This window comes from Cohnella massiliensis, from assembly GCF_900169535.1.
GTDB lineage: Bacteria > Bacillota > Bacilli > Paenibacillales > Paenibacillaceae > Cohnella > Cohnella algarum.
The window spans coordinates 145,983-162,354 of sequence record NZ_LT821256.1; the positions used below are offsets into that span (position 1 = coordinate 145,983).

The 16,372-nt window shown below is 59.5% G+C and carries 15 protein-coding genes; all 15 read right to left on the reverse strand.

Features of this window, described 5'->3' with window-relative positions; translation table 11 throughout:
• Window positions 1-728: 728 nt before the first annotated feature.
• Window positions 729-2,780 carry a DUF5693 family protein gene (locus B7E11_RS05370; protein ID WP_080832575.1) on the reverse strand — a complete coding sequence of 684 codons (2,052 nt, stop codon included), beginning with the start codon at window positions 2,778-2,780 and terminating at the stop codon, window positions 729-731.
• A gap of 55 nt (window positions 2,781-2,835) precedes the next feature.
• Entirely contained in the window at window positions 2,836-4,545 is a 1,710-nt protein-coding gene (locus B7E11_RS05375; protein ID WP_080832576.1) for a phospho-sugar mutase, read from the reverse strand.
• A 62-nt stretch (window positions 4,546-4,607) separates the two neighbouring features.
• Entirely contained in the window at window positions 4,608-5,045 is a 438-nt protein-coding gene (gene fabZ, locus B7E11_RS05380; protein ID WP_080832577.1) for a 3-hydroxyacyl-ACP dehydratase FabZ, read from the reverse strand.
• A gap of 186 nt (window positions 5,046-5,231) precedes the next feature.
• On the reverse strand, window positions 5,232-5,756 hold the full coding sequence (locus B7E11_RS05385) for a CDP-alcohol phosphatidyltransferase family protein (protein WP_080832578.1): 525 nt from the start codon (window positions 5,754-5,756) through the stop codon (window positions 5,232-5,234).
• A gap of 144 nt (window positions 5,757-5,900) precedes the next feature.
• Window positions 5,901-6,152: a DNA-directed RNA polymerase subunit beta gene (locus tag B7E11_RS05390; protein WP_080832579.1), complete on the reverse strand. Its 252-nt coding sequence runs from the start codon at window positions 6,150-6,152 to the stop codon at window positions 5,901-5,903.
• A gap of 19 nt (window positions 6,153-6,171) precedes the next feature.
• On the reverse strand, window positions 6,172-7,014 hold the full coding sequence (locus tag B7E11_RS05395; RefSeq protein WP_080832580.1) for a flagellar hook-basal body protein: 843 nt from the start codon (window positions 7,012-7,014) through the stop codon (window positions 6,172-6,174).
• 47 nt (window positions 7,015-7,061) lie between these two features.
• On the reverse strand, window positions 7,062-7,928 hold the full coding sequence (locus tag B7E11_RS05400; RefSeq protein ID WP_080832581.1) for a flagellar hook-basal body protein: 867 nt from the start codon (window positions 7,926-7,928) through the stop codon (window positions 7,062-7,064).
• A gap of 12 nt (window positions 7,929-7,940) precedes the next feature.
• Window positions 7,941-8,939, reverse strand: coding sequence for a rod shape-determining protein MreB (gene mreB / locus B7E11_RS05405; RefSeq protein ID WP_080832582.1), 999 nt, complete (start codon window positions 8,937-8,939; stop codon window positions 7,941-7,943).
• Window positions 8,940-9,092: 153 nt separating this feature from the next.
• Entirely contained in the window at window positions 9,093-9,380 is a 288-nt protein-coding gene (gene spoIIID, locus B7E11_RS05410; RefSeq protein WP_027094289.1) for a sporulation transcriptional regulator SpoIIID, read from the reverse strand.
• A gap of 247 nt (window positions 9,381-9,627) precedes the next feature.
• Complete coding sequence (locus B7E11_RS05420) at window positions 9,628-10,773, reverse strand: HD-GYP domain-containing protein (RefSeq protein WP_080832584.1); 1,146 nt, start codon at window positions 10,771-10,773, stop codon at window positions 9,628-9,630.
• Window positions 10,774-10,804: 31 nt separating this feature from the next.
• Window positions 10,805-11,980: an HD-GYP domain-containing protein gene (locus tag B7E11_RS05425; protein WP_176220620.1), complete on the reverse strand. Its 1,176-nt coding sequence runs from the start codon at window positions 11,978-11,980 to the stop codon at window positions 10,805-10,807.
• A 167-nt stretch (window positions 11,981-12,147) separates the two neighbouring features.
• Window positions 12,148-12,879, reverse strand: a complete 732-nt coding sequence (locus B7E11_RS05430) for a M23 family metallopeptidase (RefSeq protein ID WP_080832586.1) — start codon at window positions 12,877-12,879, stop codon at window positions 12,148-12,150.
• A 111-nt stretch (window positions 12,880-12,990) separates the two neighbouring features.
• Window positions 12,991-14,274, reverse strand: coding sequence for a stage II sporulation protein D (spoIID, locus tag B7E11_RS05435; RefSeq protein ID WP_139787081.1), 1,284 nt, complete (start codon window positions 14,272-14,274; stop codon window positions 12,991-12,993).
• 222 nt (window positions 14,275-14,496) lie between these two features.
• A complete protein-coding gene (murA, locus tag B7E11_RS05440; protein WP_139787082.1) occupies window positions 14,497-15,873 on the reverse strand; it encodes a UDP-N-acetylglucosamine 1-carboxyvinyltransferase in 1,377 nt (458 codons plus the stop codon).
• Between the two features lie 229 nt (window positions 15,874-16,102).
• Window positions 16,103-16,357, reverse strand: a complete 255-nt coding sequence (locus B7E11_RS05445) for a DUF1146 family protein (RefSeq protein ID WP_080832589.1) — start codon at window positions 16,355-16,357, stop codon at window positions 16,103-16,105.
• Window positions 16,358-16,372 lie beyond the last annotated feature (15 nt).

A 16,372-nucleotide genomic window follows, 5' to 3' on the forward strand; every position in this document is an offset into this window, starting at 1 on the left:
GCGGACAGGTCCCGCCTTGCCGTTCGCGCATGAAGATGCGAAGTTCGTCCGGGCTAGGTTATCCTTCGGACCCGTTCGATATCGCCGACAGATACAGAGCCCCATTCGGACAAAAAAATTGGAACCTTGCGAATTATCGCATCATGCGTGAGAGCAAGCAATCCGCTTTGTCGATCCGATTGTCCATGGCCCCCTAGGATTTATCATACCAAGCCGGACTGCCGGACGATTCGTGCCCATTTTTGCATGATATTTCGCACAGACCTCTGCCAATTGCCGCCTCGGCGATGATATTTGTACGATTTTTCATACAAAACCGGCCAGCCAGACGGTTCCGCACTCATTTTTGTACGATATTTCATACAAAACCTCTTCATTTGCCGCCTCGGCGATGACTTTTGTACGATTTTTCATACAAAAACGTCCTGCCGACGGCCCAACGCCCATTTTTGCATGATATTTCGCACAAACCTCTGCCAATTGCCGTCTCTGCAGGGACATTCGAACGACTTTTCATACAAAGTCGCCCTGCCAGGCGCCAGCTGCCGCTTTGCCCGTACGCGCCGTCGCATTTCGCGCGGGGAACGCTCGCCTGCCCTCATGCGTCGGTCGCGAACCGTCTGTTGGTTAAGTCGCACCTCGCGCGGAGAGCTGCCCGCCTCCCCCCTGCGTTTTGCCGGGGAGGCGACGGGCCGGCTGGTCTCGCACCCACGCGGGAAGCTGCTTCGCTACCCTTTCGCTGCCTTCGTCAGCCGCCCGCCGTAGCGGCGCCACAGCGACTCGCCGATTTGCCAGACGCCGATGGCGATCAGGCCGATCACCGCTCCAAGGCCCAAGCCGAGCAGCACGCGGATCAGCGAAAGCTTGAGCGGCGTATGAATGTGCGCGAACGTGTCGACCATCGACAGCTGGCCGATCGAAGCGGCCACGAGCAGCACCGTCGCCCAGCGATAGCGCAGGGAGAGGAACAGCCCGAGCAGGAGCGCCGGGTGCGCCAGCGCGAATTCCTTGAAACGCGGTCGAACGCCGAACGTGTTTTCGAGATAGGAGCGGATCGTCAATTCAAGACTGCTCGCCTGTCCGCTGTTGCCGGTGCGCGTCAGGTAATAGTAGCCGACCCCCGCGATGACGACCGCGGCGACGATCATGAGCACCGTGATCGGCATGCGCAGGATGCGAGCGACGTTATCCTTGACCGAACCGTCGGCCCCGTACAGGAACACGTAGATCGCCACGAGCCCGATCGGCGCGAGATGCAGCAGGCTGACGCCGCGGAACTGCTGCAGCGCAAGGCTGTACGTAATGTCGTTCAGCAGCGCGACGACGAACGGGACGGCCGCAAGCGACAGCACCGACGTGCCGACGTACAGCACGGCGGCCTTGAGCAGCCGGGAAGCCGCGGACGCCGAGGCCTCCCGCCCGAGCTCGCGCTTGGCGCGAAGCCAGCGGACGGCCAGCACGAGGGCGGCGGTCGGCGCGGCGATCGCGACGAGCAGCGAGAGCGCCTGGTCGAGCAGCGAAGCTTGCAGCGCGACCACCCCCGCTCCGCCGATCGCGCCGAGGATCGTGATCGGCACGAGCAGCGAAGGAAGGAACAGGCCGGCCGTCAGCGCCACCAGGGCGACCGCCCCGGCCGTCGCCAGCGCGCGAAGCGCGTTTTCCGCGGGAGCATGGCGCACCGTGAACGAATGGGCTTCGCCGACGGTGAAGCCGAAGTGATTCAGCTGCTCGATCGCGCCGGCTTGCTCGCCGTCGCCTTTCAGCGCTTTGACGATCGTTTCGATCGGATTGTTGATCCGCACGTTCGCCGAATCCCTTACCGCGGCCGCATTCAAATAAATGAAGCGAATGTTGCGGTCCTTCACCGCCAGGACGATGCGATCCGCCAGCGTCGCCGGTTGGATGACGGACATTTCGGATTCCGAAATCGAGTGCAGCCGCGCCACGTCGAAATCGAGCATCCGGGCGAGCGAGCCGAAGCCTTGCTGCGGAAGCTTCAGGTTTTCGATGGCGCCGATGCCGATGCCGGCGTCCTTGAGCTGCGAGGCGAACGCCTTCAGCGTTCCGTCCGTCGCCTCGTTGCCGAACCCGGTTACCGCGTCGCCGTCGAAAATAATATTTTTCACGCCGTACTCTCGGAACGATTGCAGCCATTTTCCCATTTCCGTCTGATCGTACAGCTTGCCGCGATCGGACAGCCGGGGAACGATCATGAAGCCCTCGTCCCGCAGCTTTTCCATCGCGAGCGGGTTTGGCTGCATCGGTACCATATACGCGACTTCGGGCACCGTTTCCAACACGAGACCGCTACGCCCTTGCGCGCTCCATTCGCCCATGCCGATGCCGGCTTTTCCGAAGGCGTTTGCGATCAATTCCCGGATGACGCCCTCGTGCTCCGGCTTGTTGAAAAGCAAATACGTGCGATTGTCGCCGACCTCGGCAAGCTCGCCTTCCAGCAGCGCGGCTTGCGAGGCGTTATATACGTTCACTTCCCCGGACCAGATCAGTTCGTCCAAACTGCTTTCAAACACCGCCATGGCGTTGACGCCGGCATCCTTCAGAACGGCCAGCTGGTCGTCGACAAAAGCTTCCGGATTGAGCTGGGTTGCGGACACCTGCAACAAATCCCGGTAGTCCATGATCATTTCCACTTGATTCGCGGAATGCTCCGTGACCGAGCGGGCGTACATGACCGGCAGCGAGCCGATCAGACCGAGCAGCACGACCCACCATAACCACTTGGCCAATCTCCGGTTCCATTTTTCAAGCCAATGGGGCACAACATTCACTCCTTAAGTTATCAAGCATTGCGCTGTTGTTTGTCGGATGCGCCCGTCAGCTCAAGGCGTCCACTCGCTGCATGACCGCCGCGACCAGTTGGCCGAGGGCGGCTTCCGCCTTGCCAAGGCCTTCGCCGCGAACGGCAAAGTACACTTTGATTTTCGGCTCGGTGCCGGACGGCCGGAGGCAGAACCAGGAGCCGTCCGCCAGCATGAATTTAAGCACGTTTTCCTTCGGCAAGCCGTCGAGTCCCGCTTCGTAATCGAGCACCTTCGTTACGGCGATTCCCCCGACCGCGGCGGGGGGATTCGCGCGCCAGTCATTCATGATGCCGGCGATTTTGGCGACGCCGTCCTTGCCTTTGAGCGTGCGGGACTCCAGCTTCTCCATATACGTTCCGTACTCGGCGTACAATTCGAGAAGCACGTCGTACAGCGTCTTTCCCTGCTCCTTGTAGTACGCGGCGGCCTCGCTAATCAGCAGCGAAGCGACGACCGCATCCTTGTCCCGCGCGTAAGCGCCCGTCAAATAGCCGTAGCTCTCCTCATAGCCGAACAGGAAGGAATGCTCGCCCGTCCGCTCGAACTCGGTTATTTTTTCGCCGATATATTTGAAGCCCGTCAGCGTATTGATGACCGACATGCCGTACGATTTGGCGATGTCCGCGCCCATTTCGCTGGTGACGATCGTTTTGACGACGGCGCCATTCGCCGGTAGTTTGCCCACTTTTTTCAAATTGGACAGCAGATAGTGAACCATGATCGCTCCCGACTGGTTGCCGGAAAGCACCTCGTAGCGGCCCTCGTTGTTTTTGACGACGGCGCCCATCCGGTCGCAATCGGGATCCGTTCCGATGATCAGATCCGCGCCGAGCTTTTCCCCGAGTTCGATCGCCAGCGCAAACGCTTCGCGCTCCTCCGGATTCGGCGACTTGACAGTCGAGAAGTAGCCGTCCGGCCGCTCCTGCTCGGGCACGACATGCACGTTTCCGAAGCCCGCCTTTGCAAGCACCGTCCGTACCGGAACGTTGCCGGCCCCGTGAAGCGGCGTATACACGACGGTCAGCCGGTCGCCCGCTCCGCCGCGCAAAAACTCGGGCTGAACCGTCTGCGAGACGACGGCGCCGACGAACCGCTCGTCCGCCTCCTCGCCCAGCCATTCGATCAGCCCTTTCGCTTCCGCTTCCTGCCGCGTCAGGCGCTTCACTTCGTCGAACGACGCCACCTCCCGGATCGCGGCGATGACCCGCTCGGCATCGTCCGGAATCAATTGCCCGCCGTCCGCGCCGTAAACTTTATATCCGTTATACTCGGGCGGATTGTGGCTCGCGGTGACGACGATGCCGCCCGCGGCTTTCAAATCCCGCACCGCGAACGACAGCTGGGGCGTCGGGCGGAGCGAAGGGTAGAGGTACGTTTTGATGCCGTTCGCGGCAAGTACGCACGCGGCTTCTAACGCGAACGTATCGGATTGGTTGCGGGAATCGTGAGCGATGACGACCGAAGGCGAGGAAAACCGGGCAAGCAAATAGCGCGCGAAGCCCTGCGTCGCTTTGCCGACGACGTAACGGTTCATCCGGTTCGTGCCCGCGCCCATGACGCCGCGAAGCCCCCCGGTTCCGAACTCCAGATCGCGGTAAAACCGGTCTTCGATTTCCGCGGGTTCGTCCGCGATCCGGCGCAGCTCGGCTTTCGTTTCTTCATCTACATTGGGATCGTTCAGCCAGGCGGTGTAAAGTTCTGTCGCTGTCGGTTGATTCGGCATGATTCACTGCTCCTTCTCCAACATGATTTTTATATTGACAACGGCGCAAGCCTTGCGCTGGATCAGCCTTTGGCCGGATCCGTCAGCGCGAACATCAGGACGCCTTCCGCCACGACGCGGTCGCCGACCCTAGCCGTTGCTTGGCCTTTGCCCACAGGACCTTTTAACCGGATAATTTCCACTTCAAGCGTAAGCGTATCGCCGGGAGTCACCTGGCCGCGCCAGCGAAATTCGTCCACGCCCGCGAAAAGTCCGATTTTGCCCTTGTTTTCCTCGACGGACAAAATGGCGGCGGCGCCGACCTGGGCCAGCGCTTCCAAAATAAGCACGCCCGGCATGACGGGATAACCGGGAAAATGCCCGACAAAGTAAGGCTCGTTCATCGTTACGTTTTTCAGGCCGACGGCCTTTTTGCCCGCATCGAGCTCCAGGATCCGGTCCACCAGCAAAAACGGGGGACGGTGCGGAACGATGTCCTGGATTTGCGTAATATCCAACATAAAGCAACCTCCTGATCGTTCTTCGAATTCGGACGGCTTTTCGCCCGGTTTGCATGCATAAGCAGCGCTATTTCGGTCGATACTTAAAACGTCCCTTTGGCGAGCTGCAGTCGCCGAGGTTGATATAAGAGAGCTTGCCGCCGTTGGCCGTCGCGTAAAAACCGGTCCGGCGGCGAGTTCTTTTGTTTATTTCGCGTTCGTTTCCGGGACGCCGTTCAGGTTGCGGAATTTCATAAAATAGACGCCCGTCGCCACGAAGCTGAGCGCGATCGCGCACCATAATGCCGCCGTTCCGCCGGGAAGCCCGAGAAACAGCAGCAATATCGCCAAATAATAGACGAACGTGGTCACCTTTCCAAGCCCGTTCGCGGGAACGGTTTTCATGCCGCGAAAATAAAAATAAGCGGAACTGGCGATCATGCCGATCTCCCGGAACGCCATAATGACCGCGGCCGACCACGGAATTTCCCTGCCGATGACAAGCGCCGCAACGACCGCCAGCATCATCAGCTTGTCCGCTAACGGATCGAGCATGATGCCGGTGACGGTCACCTGTCCGCTGCTGCGGGCAATGTAACCGTCGAGCAGGTCCGTAAGGCCCGCTAGTAAAACGATGCATAACGCCGCTACCGAATGGTCGTTGAAATACAGCGCCAAAAACAAGGGAATCATTACAAATCGGGACATCGTCAGCAAGTTAGGCAAGTTCATTCCCGATCCCCCATTTCTCCAAAGCTCCCATTATTATAACGCTCGGCCCATCGAGCGTAAACCTGACCGCCGCGAACGGCACAAATAACCCCCCGGTTGAGCCGGGGGGGAGTCAAAGCCCGGTGGCCGGCGGCAGCCGAAGCCTCAGCCGCCTTGTGCGAAGACGAGGTCGTACATGTGCCGCCACGTTTCCCATTGGAACACATCGGCAAACTCTCTTTCACCGAGCACCACATATCCGAACGCCAGCCCTGCGGCCAAGGCGATCACGCAAACAATCGGAATAGCCAAAACTTTGAGGCACGTCCAGACGATCGATCTGAACGCTTTGCCTGCCGAACGTTTCTTGCCGTTCGCGGGCCGTTTCGGTTCCGGCGAACGGGTTGATGCCGTCACTGATTAATTCCTCCTTATGTTACCCGCGAAGGTCGGTCGCCATCTGCATCATTTGGTCGCTGGAGGACAACGCTCTGGCGTTTAATTGATAGGCCCGCTGCACGGTTATCAGGTCGGCCATCTCGCTCGTCAGATCGACATTGGATTGCTCAAGGAAGCCTTGACGGATGGAGGCGCCCCCGTCTTGTCCCGGCATGGCGGCCACGACTTGGACGACGTCGCCTACGTCCACGTTGTCGGGGACGCCGTACAGGTTGTCGCCGACCGATTGGAGCAGGTCCGGCTTCGTCACTTCCACCAGCTTTAGTGTGCCGAGATCGAGCACGGTCAATCCGTCGCGGCTTTTCGCCATTATGCCGCCGTCTGCGCCGACGACCAATTCATAGTCGTCCGGCACTTCGACGAACGTGTCGGCCGTGCCGTTCGAGGCGACGACGGGATATCCCGTGTTCGTCATCAACATTCGGGTTCCGTTGCCGGTCGGCACGAGTTCGAAAGCGCCCTGGCGGGTGAAGACGCGGTCCCCGTTCAACGCATTGCCCGCCCGCAGCTCGAACAAGGCGTTGCCTTCGATGGCGACGTCGGTCGAGCTGTTCGTCTGCTGAAGCGGCCCCTGGGTCAGATCGAGCGTTTGCGAGACGATCCTCGCTCCCCATCCTTGCGTAAACCCGAGCGGACTGCGGCGTCCCGGCAGCAGAAAATCGTCCTTGTGCGGTTGGACGCTGGTCAAAATGTCTTCGAATACGGCATCCTTCCGCTTATAGCCGCTCGTATTCAGGTTGGCGATGTTGTCCGCCAAAATATCGAGCTTCTGCTGCAGGGAACCCATCGATGCCGCCGCGCTGATCATGGAGTTGTTCATGCCGGTTCAACTTCCTCCTTCAATCTCTGGCTGATACGTCCGTTCGATTAAACCTTGCCGACTTCGTTGACGGATTTGTCCAGGCTTCTATCCAAATATTGGACCATTTTCTGATTGGCTTCGTACGCGCGAAGCGCCGACATCATATCGACCATCGACTGCGAAGCGTCCACGTTCGAGCGCTCCAGATAGCCTTGGCGAATTTCCACGCGATCCCCCGCCTGCACCTGGGCGATGCCGGCATCCTCTCCGTCATAGCGAAACAGGCCGTTGCCTTCGCGCACGAGATCGTTCGGATTGTCGACCCGCGTCAGCATCAGCTGCGGATTGCCCGCAAGCGGCGCGTTCGTCGTCCTGTCGATCAGCAGGCCGTCGGTCGTGATGGCGACATTATCCCAGGAACCGTCATACGCAATGTTCTGGCCGTTCGCGCCGAGCACCGGCAAGCCCTCGGACGTAACGAGCGTGCCGTCGTCCGTCGTCTGGAAGCTGCCGTTGCGGGTATAGCGCTGCGTGCCGTCCGGCATGGCGACCGTAAAGAACGCCTGCGGCTGATACGTGACGTTTCCGTCCGCGTCCACGAACTTGCCCGAGCCGTCGAACACGGCGCCGGGAACCGCGATATCGGAGACGAGCGCCATATCCTGCGAGCGGTTCGTCTCCATCAGGTCGCCCTGCATCAGGCCGAGCAGGCTTTCTTCGGCGAAAACGCCCGTGTTCAGCTTGCCGATCGACGAGCCGGACGGATCGCTCCCGCCCATCGCGTACAGGAGCACCTCCGGAAAGGCGCGGCTGACCGAGCTCGTTCCCTTGTAGCCGGGCGTATTGAGGTTGGCGATGTTGTTCGTCACCGTATCGTGGCGTCTTTGCTCCGCGATCATTCCCGATGCTGCCGTATACAGTCCTCTGATCATGTTATCCCTCCGTCATCCCAGCTTGCGGGTCATTTTGTCCAGATGGTCCAGCATGATGCCGGTGCCTTTGACGACGCAGTGCATCGGGTCCTCCGCGATGAGAACGGGCACCTTCAGCTCGTCGGCGAGCAATGCGTCCAAACCGTCCAGAAGCGCGCCGCCGCCCGTCAGAATCACGCCGCGGTCGATAATGTCCGCCGACAGCTCCGGAGGCGTCCGTTCCAGCACCGACTTGGCCGCCGCCACGATATTCGACACCGGCTCCCAAAGCGCCTCGCGCACCTCGTCGGAATGAATCGTGACGGTGAGCGGCAAGCCCGACACCATGTCGCGCCCGCGAATATCCATCTCTTCGCGCCGGCCGTCCAGGTGGACCGTGCCGATTTTGATTTTGATGTCTTCGCTCGTCCTTTCTCCGATCAGCAGCTTGTATTTGCTTTTTATGTACTTCATGATCGCCGCGTCGAACTTGTCCCCCGCGACTTTAAGAGAAGAGGCGGTTACGACGTCGCCCATGGACAGGACGGCCACATCCGTCGTACCTCCGCCGATATCGACAACCATATTGCCGCTGGGCTGAAAAATATCCATCCCGGCGCCGATCGCGGCCGCCTTGGGCTCCTCTTCGAGGAACACCTCTTTGGCCCCGCTTCTTTCCGCCGCTTCGCGGATCGCTTTCTGTTCGACCGACGTAATATTGGTCGGCGCGCAAATCAAAATGCGGGGGCGGCTGTACCACGAGCGCCCGCCTACCCGTTGTATGAATGCCTTCAGCATCATATCCGTCACTTCGAAATCGGCGATGACCCCGTCCCTCAGCGGGCGGATGGCGACGATATTGCCCGGCGTCCGGCCGACCATCCGGTGCGCTTCCTCTCCGACGGCGAGCACCTTGCGCGTATCGCTTTCGATGGCAACGACGGAAGGCTCGTCGAGCACGACTCCCTTGCCTTTAACGTGAATGGACACATTGGCGGTGCCCAGATCGATTCCGATGTCTTTGCTGAACATGTTTCGAGAATCCCCCAGCGAGATGAAATGACGGCTGCTGCGCATATCGGCCTGTACTGCCCGGCTTTAGCGAAGAGTTCCGATAATACCGTAATGGTATAGTATTCGCCGTCTTTTATTAAAATCCTCTTTTTTGTCGAGGGATATCCAAAATTATGCTTTTCCCGCTGTCAAAACTTCGCGTTTTTTGACCGTCGTCTTCTTGTACTTGATTTTCGTCGCTTCCCCTCCCCTCAAATGGCGAATCGATTTGTGATATTCCAGAATGTGCTTTACCTGGTCCGCCAAATCCGGATTGATCTCCGGCAGCCGCTCGGTCAGGTCTTTATGCACCGTGCTTTTGGAGACGCCGAATTCCTTGGCGATCGTCCGTACCGTGTTGCGAGTTTCCACTATGCACCGGCCGATCTTGATGGTGCGTTCCTTGATGTAATCGTGCACGCTCCCGCCTCCCTGCTCGAATAGATTGGTACATTATATGAGGGGCGCGGTCACTTATTCTTTGTTCTCGGGGCTGACAAGCTCAAGAAAGATCAGCAGCGGCAAGTCTTGTAGGTCGAACGTCCAAGCGGCATGTCCCGAAAAGGCATGAAAAAAGACGGAGTTTCCTCCGTCTTCGGCTGCATGCGCGTTCGTTTTGTCCTCCGCCAAGGCCTCGAAGGCCTTGTCCCGACATCCGCCCGCCAACTTAAAATTGGGCATCGTCCTTCATGGACGCCTGAACGATCACGAGATCGTTGCGGTCCCGCAAATCGATTTCATACGGCGTCGTCACCCTCGTTCCGTCCGCTTCCCGCAAAATGCGGACGACCGGCCGATAGTGCAAGCCGTTGTCCGCGTCGACGACCTTGCCGACCTGCCCGCTGCTCAGCTTCACCGTAACGGAAACCGGGAACATCGAAACGTTTCGCACGAAAAGCCGGACGAGCTCCAGATCGAAGTCGTAATTGCCGGAAGCGAACAAATACTCCATCGCCTCCCCGAGCGTATACGGCTTCCGGTAATGCCGCGGCGAAATAAGAGCGTCGTAAATGTCGGCGACCCCGACGATTTGCGCGTATTCGGGAATGTCCTTGTTTTTCAGGCCGAACGGGTACCCGGTGCCCCGGTACCGTTCATGGTGCAGCAGCGCGCATCTCGCGGCGGCCGGCGAGACGTCGGGAATGCTTGACAGCACTTCGTAGCCCTTGATCGTATGCTGCCGCATCAGTTCCCGTTCCGAGTCGCTGAGCTCGCTGGTCGCCTTGACGATGCCGGGCGGAAGGCGCGTCATTCCGATATCGAACAAGAGCGCTCCCGTCGTCAATTCGAACAGCCTGCTCTTGTCGTAATTTTTCGCGATGCCGATCAGGCAGGACAACAGACTCACCTGAAGGGAGTGCTCGAACAAAAATTTGTCCGTTTGCAGCAGCACGCCAAGCTCCTCCGCGATCGGCCGCTGCATGATGATTTCCAGCAGCACGTTCCGGTACTCCTTGCGGAACCGCTCTTCCAGTCCCGAATCGGCCACCCGTCCGATCGCATGCTCGGACTCCGCCAGCTTCGCCGCCGCGAGGGAAGCCTGCTTGCGCGCCTCGTCGTTGTTCCGCATCCGCTCCATGTCCGGCGGACTGTGCGGGATGTCCCGGAAGCCGAACGCGCTTTGGGCGGGGAGGGCGAACTCCTTCTCCTTCAAAGCGACGGTTCTCACGCCCAGATTTTTCAAACGCCGGATATAAGACTCCGTCAGCACGGTGTTTTTTTCAAGCATGACGATGCCGTTATGGCTTTGAACCGACTTCGCCAGGACGTCTCCCGCCTCCAAATCGCGAACGTCGACTTCCCTCCAACTCATATCTCTTCCCCCTCCCAGGCCGTCAAGCGCCCTACACTCGTTCCGGCACGAATGATTGTTCGGGCACGGCCCGAACGATGACGAGACGGCTGCTTTGGCTCAAATCGATCCGGTAGGGGACGGCGGCATCCGTTCCGTCCGCCTCCCGGATCACTCTCACGACGGGCCGATGGGCGAGCCGGCCGTTTACGCTTTCGACTACGCCAAGCTGACCGTTGCTAAGCAAAACCGCCGTCGAAACGGGGTACGCCGCGACATGGCGCAAAAACAGCTGGATCATTTCCATGCCGAAGTCGTAATTGCCGGCCGCGAACAAATACTCCATCGCCTCATGGTTCGAATACGGATTGCGGTGATGCCGTTTGGAAGTAAGCGCGTCGTAAACGTCGGATAGCCCGACGATTTGGGCCAGATCCGAGATCTCCTTCTTCTTCAATCCGTGCGGATAGCCGCTGCCGTTGAACCGCTCGTGATGAAGCAGCGCGCAGCGGGCGGCTTGCTGGGGGACGTCCCGAATGCCGCTCAGCACCTGATAGCCGAACGTCGTATGCTTGCGCAGCGTGGCCTTTTCGGCGTCGGAAAGTTGGCGCTTCGCCTGGATGAGCTTTGTCGGCAGCCGCGTCATGCCCACGTCGAACAGAAGCGCGCCGACCGTCAACTCGTGCATCTTCGCCGGATCGAAGCCGTTCAGCAAGCCGATAACGTTCGACAAGAGCGTCACCTGAAGCGAGTGATCGAACATGTACGGATCCGTTTGCCGGATGACGGCCAGCTCCTCCGCGAGCGGACGGGTATGAACGATTTCCCGCAGGCGGTTCCGCAGCTCCTCGCGAAAGCGCCGGCGGTCTTCGTCCGGAAGCAGCAGCCGGGCGAACGTCTCGTCCGCTTCGGCGAATCGCACGATCGAATCGGAAGCGCCCCGGACGGCGGCCGGGTCGTCTTTGATCCTGTCGAATTCGGCGGTCCGCAGCCCTAATTCCTTGTCCGCCTCGTGCGCCGCGGTCCTTCCTCCGGCAGGAGCCGCCGCCGGCTGCGCTCCGCTCCTCGAACGAAGGGCGATTCTCGCAAATCCCAGCTTCCGCAATCTCTCTATGTAGGACTCCGACAAAACCGTGCCGGCTTCCAGCATGACAATTCCGTTTTTGGCGAGCACCGCCCGATCCAGCACGTCTCCGGAACGCAATTCATTTACATGAACTTCCAGCATGCCATATCCTTCCTTTTTCATCCATAGTCTTAACGCCCCAAGAAAGTATCTAGTAGTATACTATCATAAACCGTTAAAAATTGGTCAAAAACTTATAGTAAAAAAGCACCCCCTCTCCGAAAATCAATTCTTCGGAGAGGGGGTGCCCTGCCGGCGGCTTATTTCGCTTAGTGCTCTTCCTTGATCAGCGTGTCCGGGTTGACGGATTGGCCGTTGTCGAGCACTTCGAAATGCACGTGCACGCCTTCGTCTTTCCCGATTTCGCTTTGTCCGGCCATCGCGATGACATCGCCCTGTTCGACCTCGTCGCCCGCTTGCACCTTGACGTCGGCCAGGCTTTGATAGACCGTGACCAGTCCGTTCGGATGCTCGATTCGCACTTCATAGCCGTTGATCGTGTTTTGCTCGGCCACTTTTACCAGCCCGCTCATGGCGGCAAGCACTTCGAACGTCTCGTTGTCCTCGCGGCCGAGATCGACGGCCGTGTGCGGCATGAACGTGTCGTTGTATTGCACCATTGCGGCGGCGCGCTGCTCTTCCGACCCGCTTGCGTCGTAGAACGGCAGCTTGACGACCATCTCGTCCTTGTTGCTTACCGGCCAGCGGAGCGTTTCCCCGTTCGCCGCGGCTTCCGCGGCTTCCTGGCCCTCGCTTCCCGCCTCCTCGCCGGCGACCTCGGTCGGACTCGAAACGGTTTGCGACGCATCCTTGCCGTCGCCGCCCGAGTTCACCCAGAGGATCGTTACGATGATTGCTGCGGCGGCCATATAAGCGGCAGGGAAAACCCAACGTCTGGACAACAGTCTCTTCCAGCCCGTAGGTTTAACAGGGGTCGACGCTGCAACCGGCTTGATAGACTCTTCCACCTTGCGCGTGTTTTTGTTGTTTTGTTCATTCATTGTTTATCACCTCAGTAACCAAGTGTTACCGGATGATAGACTTTTATACACGCGCTTTGAAAGATTATACGAAACGAATTTCGCCTGCGCCCGGGACGGCGAAGCTCCAAACTATTTTCTGCGATCCGGATCGTTCAGAAACTCGGAAATTTCCTTTACTTCGGCTCCGGTATAGTAATGCTCCACGATATGCTCGGCGGTCAGCCCCTTGCGGGCCATGCCTTCCGCCCCCCACTGGCTCATTCCGACCCCGTGCCCGTTTCCGTATGTCGTAATGACGGCGGTTCGCTTTTTCGCCGACCACGTAAACGAAGTCGACCGAAGCCCGAGCTTTTCTCTTATCGCAACCCCCGAGAAGGTTTTCGTTCCTACCGCCGCCGTGCGCACCCGGTTCCCCGGCGCCTTGTCTACGATTTTAAGCGAGAGATTGGACGAAGATAAGCGGGCGAAAGCCGGCTGCGTCTTGATGCCCAGCTTGCGATACAGGGACGATAGAGGCATTTCGACCGTTTCCTCGTAGCCCGGCGCGAGCTTGGCGTCCCAGGGACTCGCAACCGGACGCAAATACGGAAGCGCCTGGCCGAAAACCTCCTCGGAAGCTTCCGTATACCCGTTCGTAGAGGAGAAGAACAGCGCCTCTATCGGTTGATCGTCGTACGTAATGATCTTTCCTCGCGTGCGCTTCACGGCCTCCTCCAGCTTCGTCAACTGCTCGGGCTTCGCCGCCTTCAGCTCTTCCATTTGCTTGACGGATTTATAGACTTGATGCGCAACCGAATCGGTCACGTCCGCATAACGCGCCGGCACGCCGGAACGATCCTTCGTCCACAATCGGCGAATGATATACGTGCGGGCCGCCATCGCCTGCGCCTCCAGCGCGGCCGGCTGGAAATCGAGCGGCATTTCGGCCGCCACGACGCCGAGGACATACGTTTCGAGAGGCACCTGTTCGACCCGCTTTTCTTCCGATAAATAAACTTTGACGAGAAACTCCGCTTGCGCGGCCTCCTCCCGCCCGGCAGCGACCGCCGTGCCGGCCGATCCGCCCGTTTCGCCCGTTGCTCCCGCTCCTTCCGCTTCGGCTCCCGTCTCCTCCTGCCGGCCGGCCTTCGGGCCGCCGGCGTCATCCGCCGGCGCTTTTCCGTCCGCTTGTCCGCTTCGCGGCTCCGGCGCCGCCTCGCCTTTCGGTCCGGCGGGCGGATTCGCCGCCCCCCGTCCCGGATTTTCTCCCAGCGTCTCTACCGAAACGACCGCTTGTCCAGGTTCCGGAAGCGGCTGTCCGGAAGAACGGTGCTCCGCGATCCAGATGCATCCGGCAATTGCCGCTCCCGCCAAAAAAGCGGCGATTCCCGTCCGGTTTCCGCTCGCGGATCGGCTGCGGCCTCGTTTGTTCATCGTTTCTCCCTCCAGCTTGTCCTGTTCGGGCAGCAAGCGCGGACGCCGCCGTCCGAGTCTTACAATCTATGACGAAGCCGGCGAAGATAGAACCGCAGGGCGATCCGTATGGAAGGCAAACGAAAAACGGCCCCCGCGATGCTGCCGCGCATGAAGGCGGCGATACATCGGCGGGAGCCGAACGATGGAAAGGATAATGGCTTTCTCGAACGCCAGGCAACGTTAGGCCAGCGTCGGCTGAGCGTGAATGAGCGGAACTTCGGCGGGCGCGCGCTCTTCCTTGGCGAACCCGGAAGCGCGGCGGGAAACCGGCTCGACCGCTTCCGTCGCGGCTTTCTGCGCTTCCGGAAGCCGGCAAATGTCGGCCCCGAGCGCGGCCAGCTTTCCGACGATGTCCATATAGCCCCGCTCGATATGATGAACGCCGCTGACTTCCGTAACCCCGTCCGCCGCAAGGCCGGCGCAAATCAGCGCGGCCCCGGCGCGCAAATCGGTCGCGCAGACGGGAGCGCCGACGAGCCGCATGCCGCCCTTGACGATGGCGGTGCGTCCGTCGACCTTGATTTCGGCGCCCATTTTGACAAGTTCTTCGACATGCATGAACCGGTTTTCGAATACGGTTTCCGTGACGATGCCCGTGCCCTCGGCCACCATCAGCAGCGCCATCATCTGAGCCTGCATATCGGTCGGAAAGCCGGGATAAGGCAGCGTCTTCACGTCGACCGCTTTCAGCGGATTTCCGGCCGCGACGCGAATCCCGTTTTCGTCGCTTTCCACCAGCGCGCCCATCTCTTCCAGCTTGGCGACGATCGGACCGAGATGATCCCGGATCGCGCCTTCCACATAGACGTCGCCGCCTGTAATGGCCGCGGCGATCATGTACGTTCCGGCCTCTACCCGGTCGGGAATGACGGAATATTCGACGCCGGTCAATTTGTCGACGCCTTCAATCCGGATCATGCCGGTGCCGGCGCCTCGGACCTTGGCTCCCATGGCATTGAGGAAATTCGCCAAATCCACGATTTCCGGCTCTTTGGCCGCGTTTTCGATGGTGGTCGTTCCGACGGCCGTAGCCGCCGCCATCATAATATTTTCCGTAGCGCCGACGCTCGCGATATCGAGATAAATTTTGGCGCCTTTCAATTTTCCGTTGACTTTGGCCTCGATCGAGCCTTGGCCGAATCCGATCTCGGCGCCCATGGCCTCAAAGCCCTTCAGATGCTGATCGATCGGCCTGGTGCCGATGGCGCAGCCGCCGGGAAGCGAGATCCGCACGCGCCCGAAACGGGCAAGCAGCGGCCCCATGACCAGAAACGAGGCGCGCATTTTGCGAACCAGTTCATAAGGCGCGTCATAAGACGTCAGCCTTTCCGCGCGAAGCTGCACGCTTCCCCTGCTTTGTTTGGCGCGCACGCCAAGAACCCCGAGCACCTGCAAAATGTTGGTCACATCGTCCAGAGCGGGCACGTCATGAATGACGCATGATCCTTGTTCCGCAAGCAAGGAAGCGGCCAGGATCGGCAAGACAGAATTTTTGGCGCCGTGCACGCGAACCGTTCCCGTAAGTGGACGGCCGCCGCGGACGATGATTTTGCTCATGGGTGTTCCCTCCGCGGGTATAGAATCATTCCGATGGCTCATATTGGTAGCAGCCCAAAAAACCCAATCTCCATAATACCACCGCTCGCGCAATTGGCACAAGCGGCAACTTTTGACAACCGCTCCGCATTTTCGCCAGATTTCGCGTCCGTTCGATTCCGATTCACCGTATTATTCAGTGTGGTCGATCCGCATTTTCGTTATGCAGGCGTAAACCGGCCGCGCTTCGCTAAGAACGGAAAAGCCATTTCAGCGACTCGGTCCAACCCCAATAATCCAGCACGAAACGAGCGAGCGAATGGCCGACGACAACGGCGATAATCAGCTGCAGCACCCGGGCTCTAGGGCTGCGGGGATGGCGAAACCACGCCTCCCACTTCACTTCCTGCAGCAAAAACCAGGAGACGGCAATCATGCCCAGCGTGACGACGATCGCAAATAAACTGTCCAACCCGATCGAGCTATAGCCGTTTAACGTGTCCATATCGATTTCGGCTCC

Coding starts and splice junctions, on each gene's coding strand:
- B7E11_RS05375 (WP_080832576.1), bottom strand. CDS start 4,545: ATGCCGAATCAACCGACAGCGACAGAACTTTACACCGCCTGGCTGAAC.
- fabZ (WP_080832577.1), bottom strand. CDS start 5,045: ATGTTGGATATTACGCAAATCCAGGACATCGTTCCGCACCGTCCCCCG.
- B7E11_RS05385 (WP_080832578.1), bottom strand. CDS start 5,756: ATGAACTTGCCTAACTTGCTGACGATGTCCCGATTTGTAATGATTCCC.
- B7E11_RS05395 (WP_080832580.1), bottom strand. CDS start 7,014: ATGAACAACTCCATGATCAGCGCGGCGGCATCGATGGGTTCCCTGCAG.
- B7E11_RS05400 (WP_080832581.1), bottom strand. CDS start 7,928: ATGATCAGAGGACTGTATACGGCAGCATCGGGAATGATCGCGGAGCAA.
- mreB (WP_080832582.1), bottom strand. CDS start 8,939: ATGTTCAGCAAAGACATCGGAATCGATCTGGGCACCGCCAATGTGTCC.
- B7E11_RS05420 (WP_080832584.1), bottom strand. CDS start 10,773: ATGAGTTGGAGGGAAGTCGACGTTCGCGATTTGGAGGCGGGAGACGTC.
- B7E11_RS05425 (WP_176220620.1), bottom strand. CDS start 11,980: ATGCTGGAAGTTCATGTAAATGAATTGCGTTCCGGAGACGTGCTGGAT.
- B7E11_RS05430 (WP_080832586.1), bottom strand. CDS start 12,879: ATGAATGAACAAAACAACAAAAACACGCGCAAGGTGGAAGAGTCTATC.
- spoIID (WP_139787081.1), bottom strand. CDS start 14,274: ATGAACAAACGAGGCCGCAGCCGATCCGCGAGCGGAAACCGGACGGGA.
- murA (WP_139787082.1), bottom strand. CDS start 15,873: ATGAGCAAAATCATCGTCCGCGGCGGCCGTCCACTTACGGGAACGGTT.
- B7E11_RS05445 (WP_080832589.1), bottom strand. CDS start 16,357: ATGGACACGTTAAACGGCTATAGCTCGATCGGGTTGGACAGTTTATTT.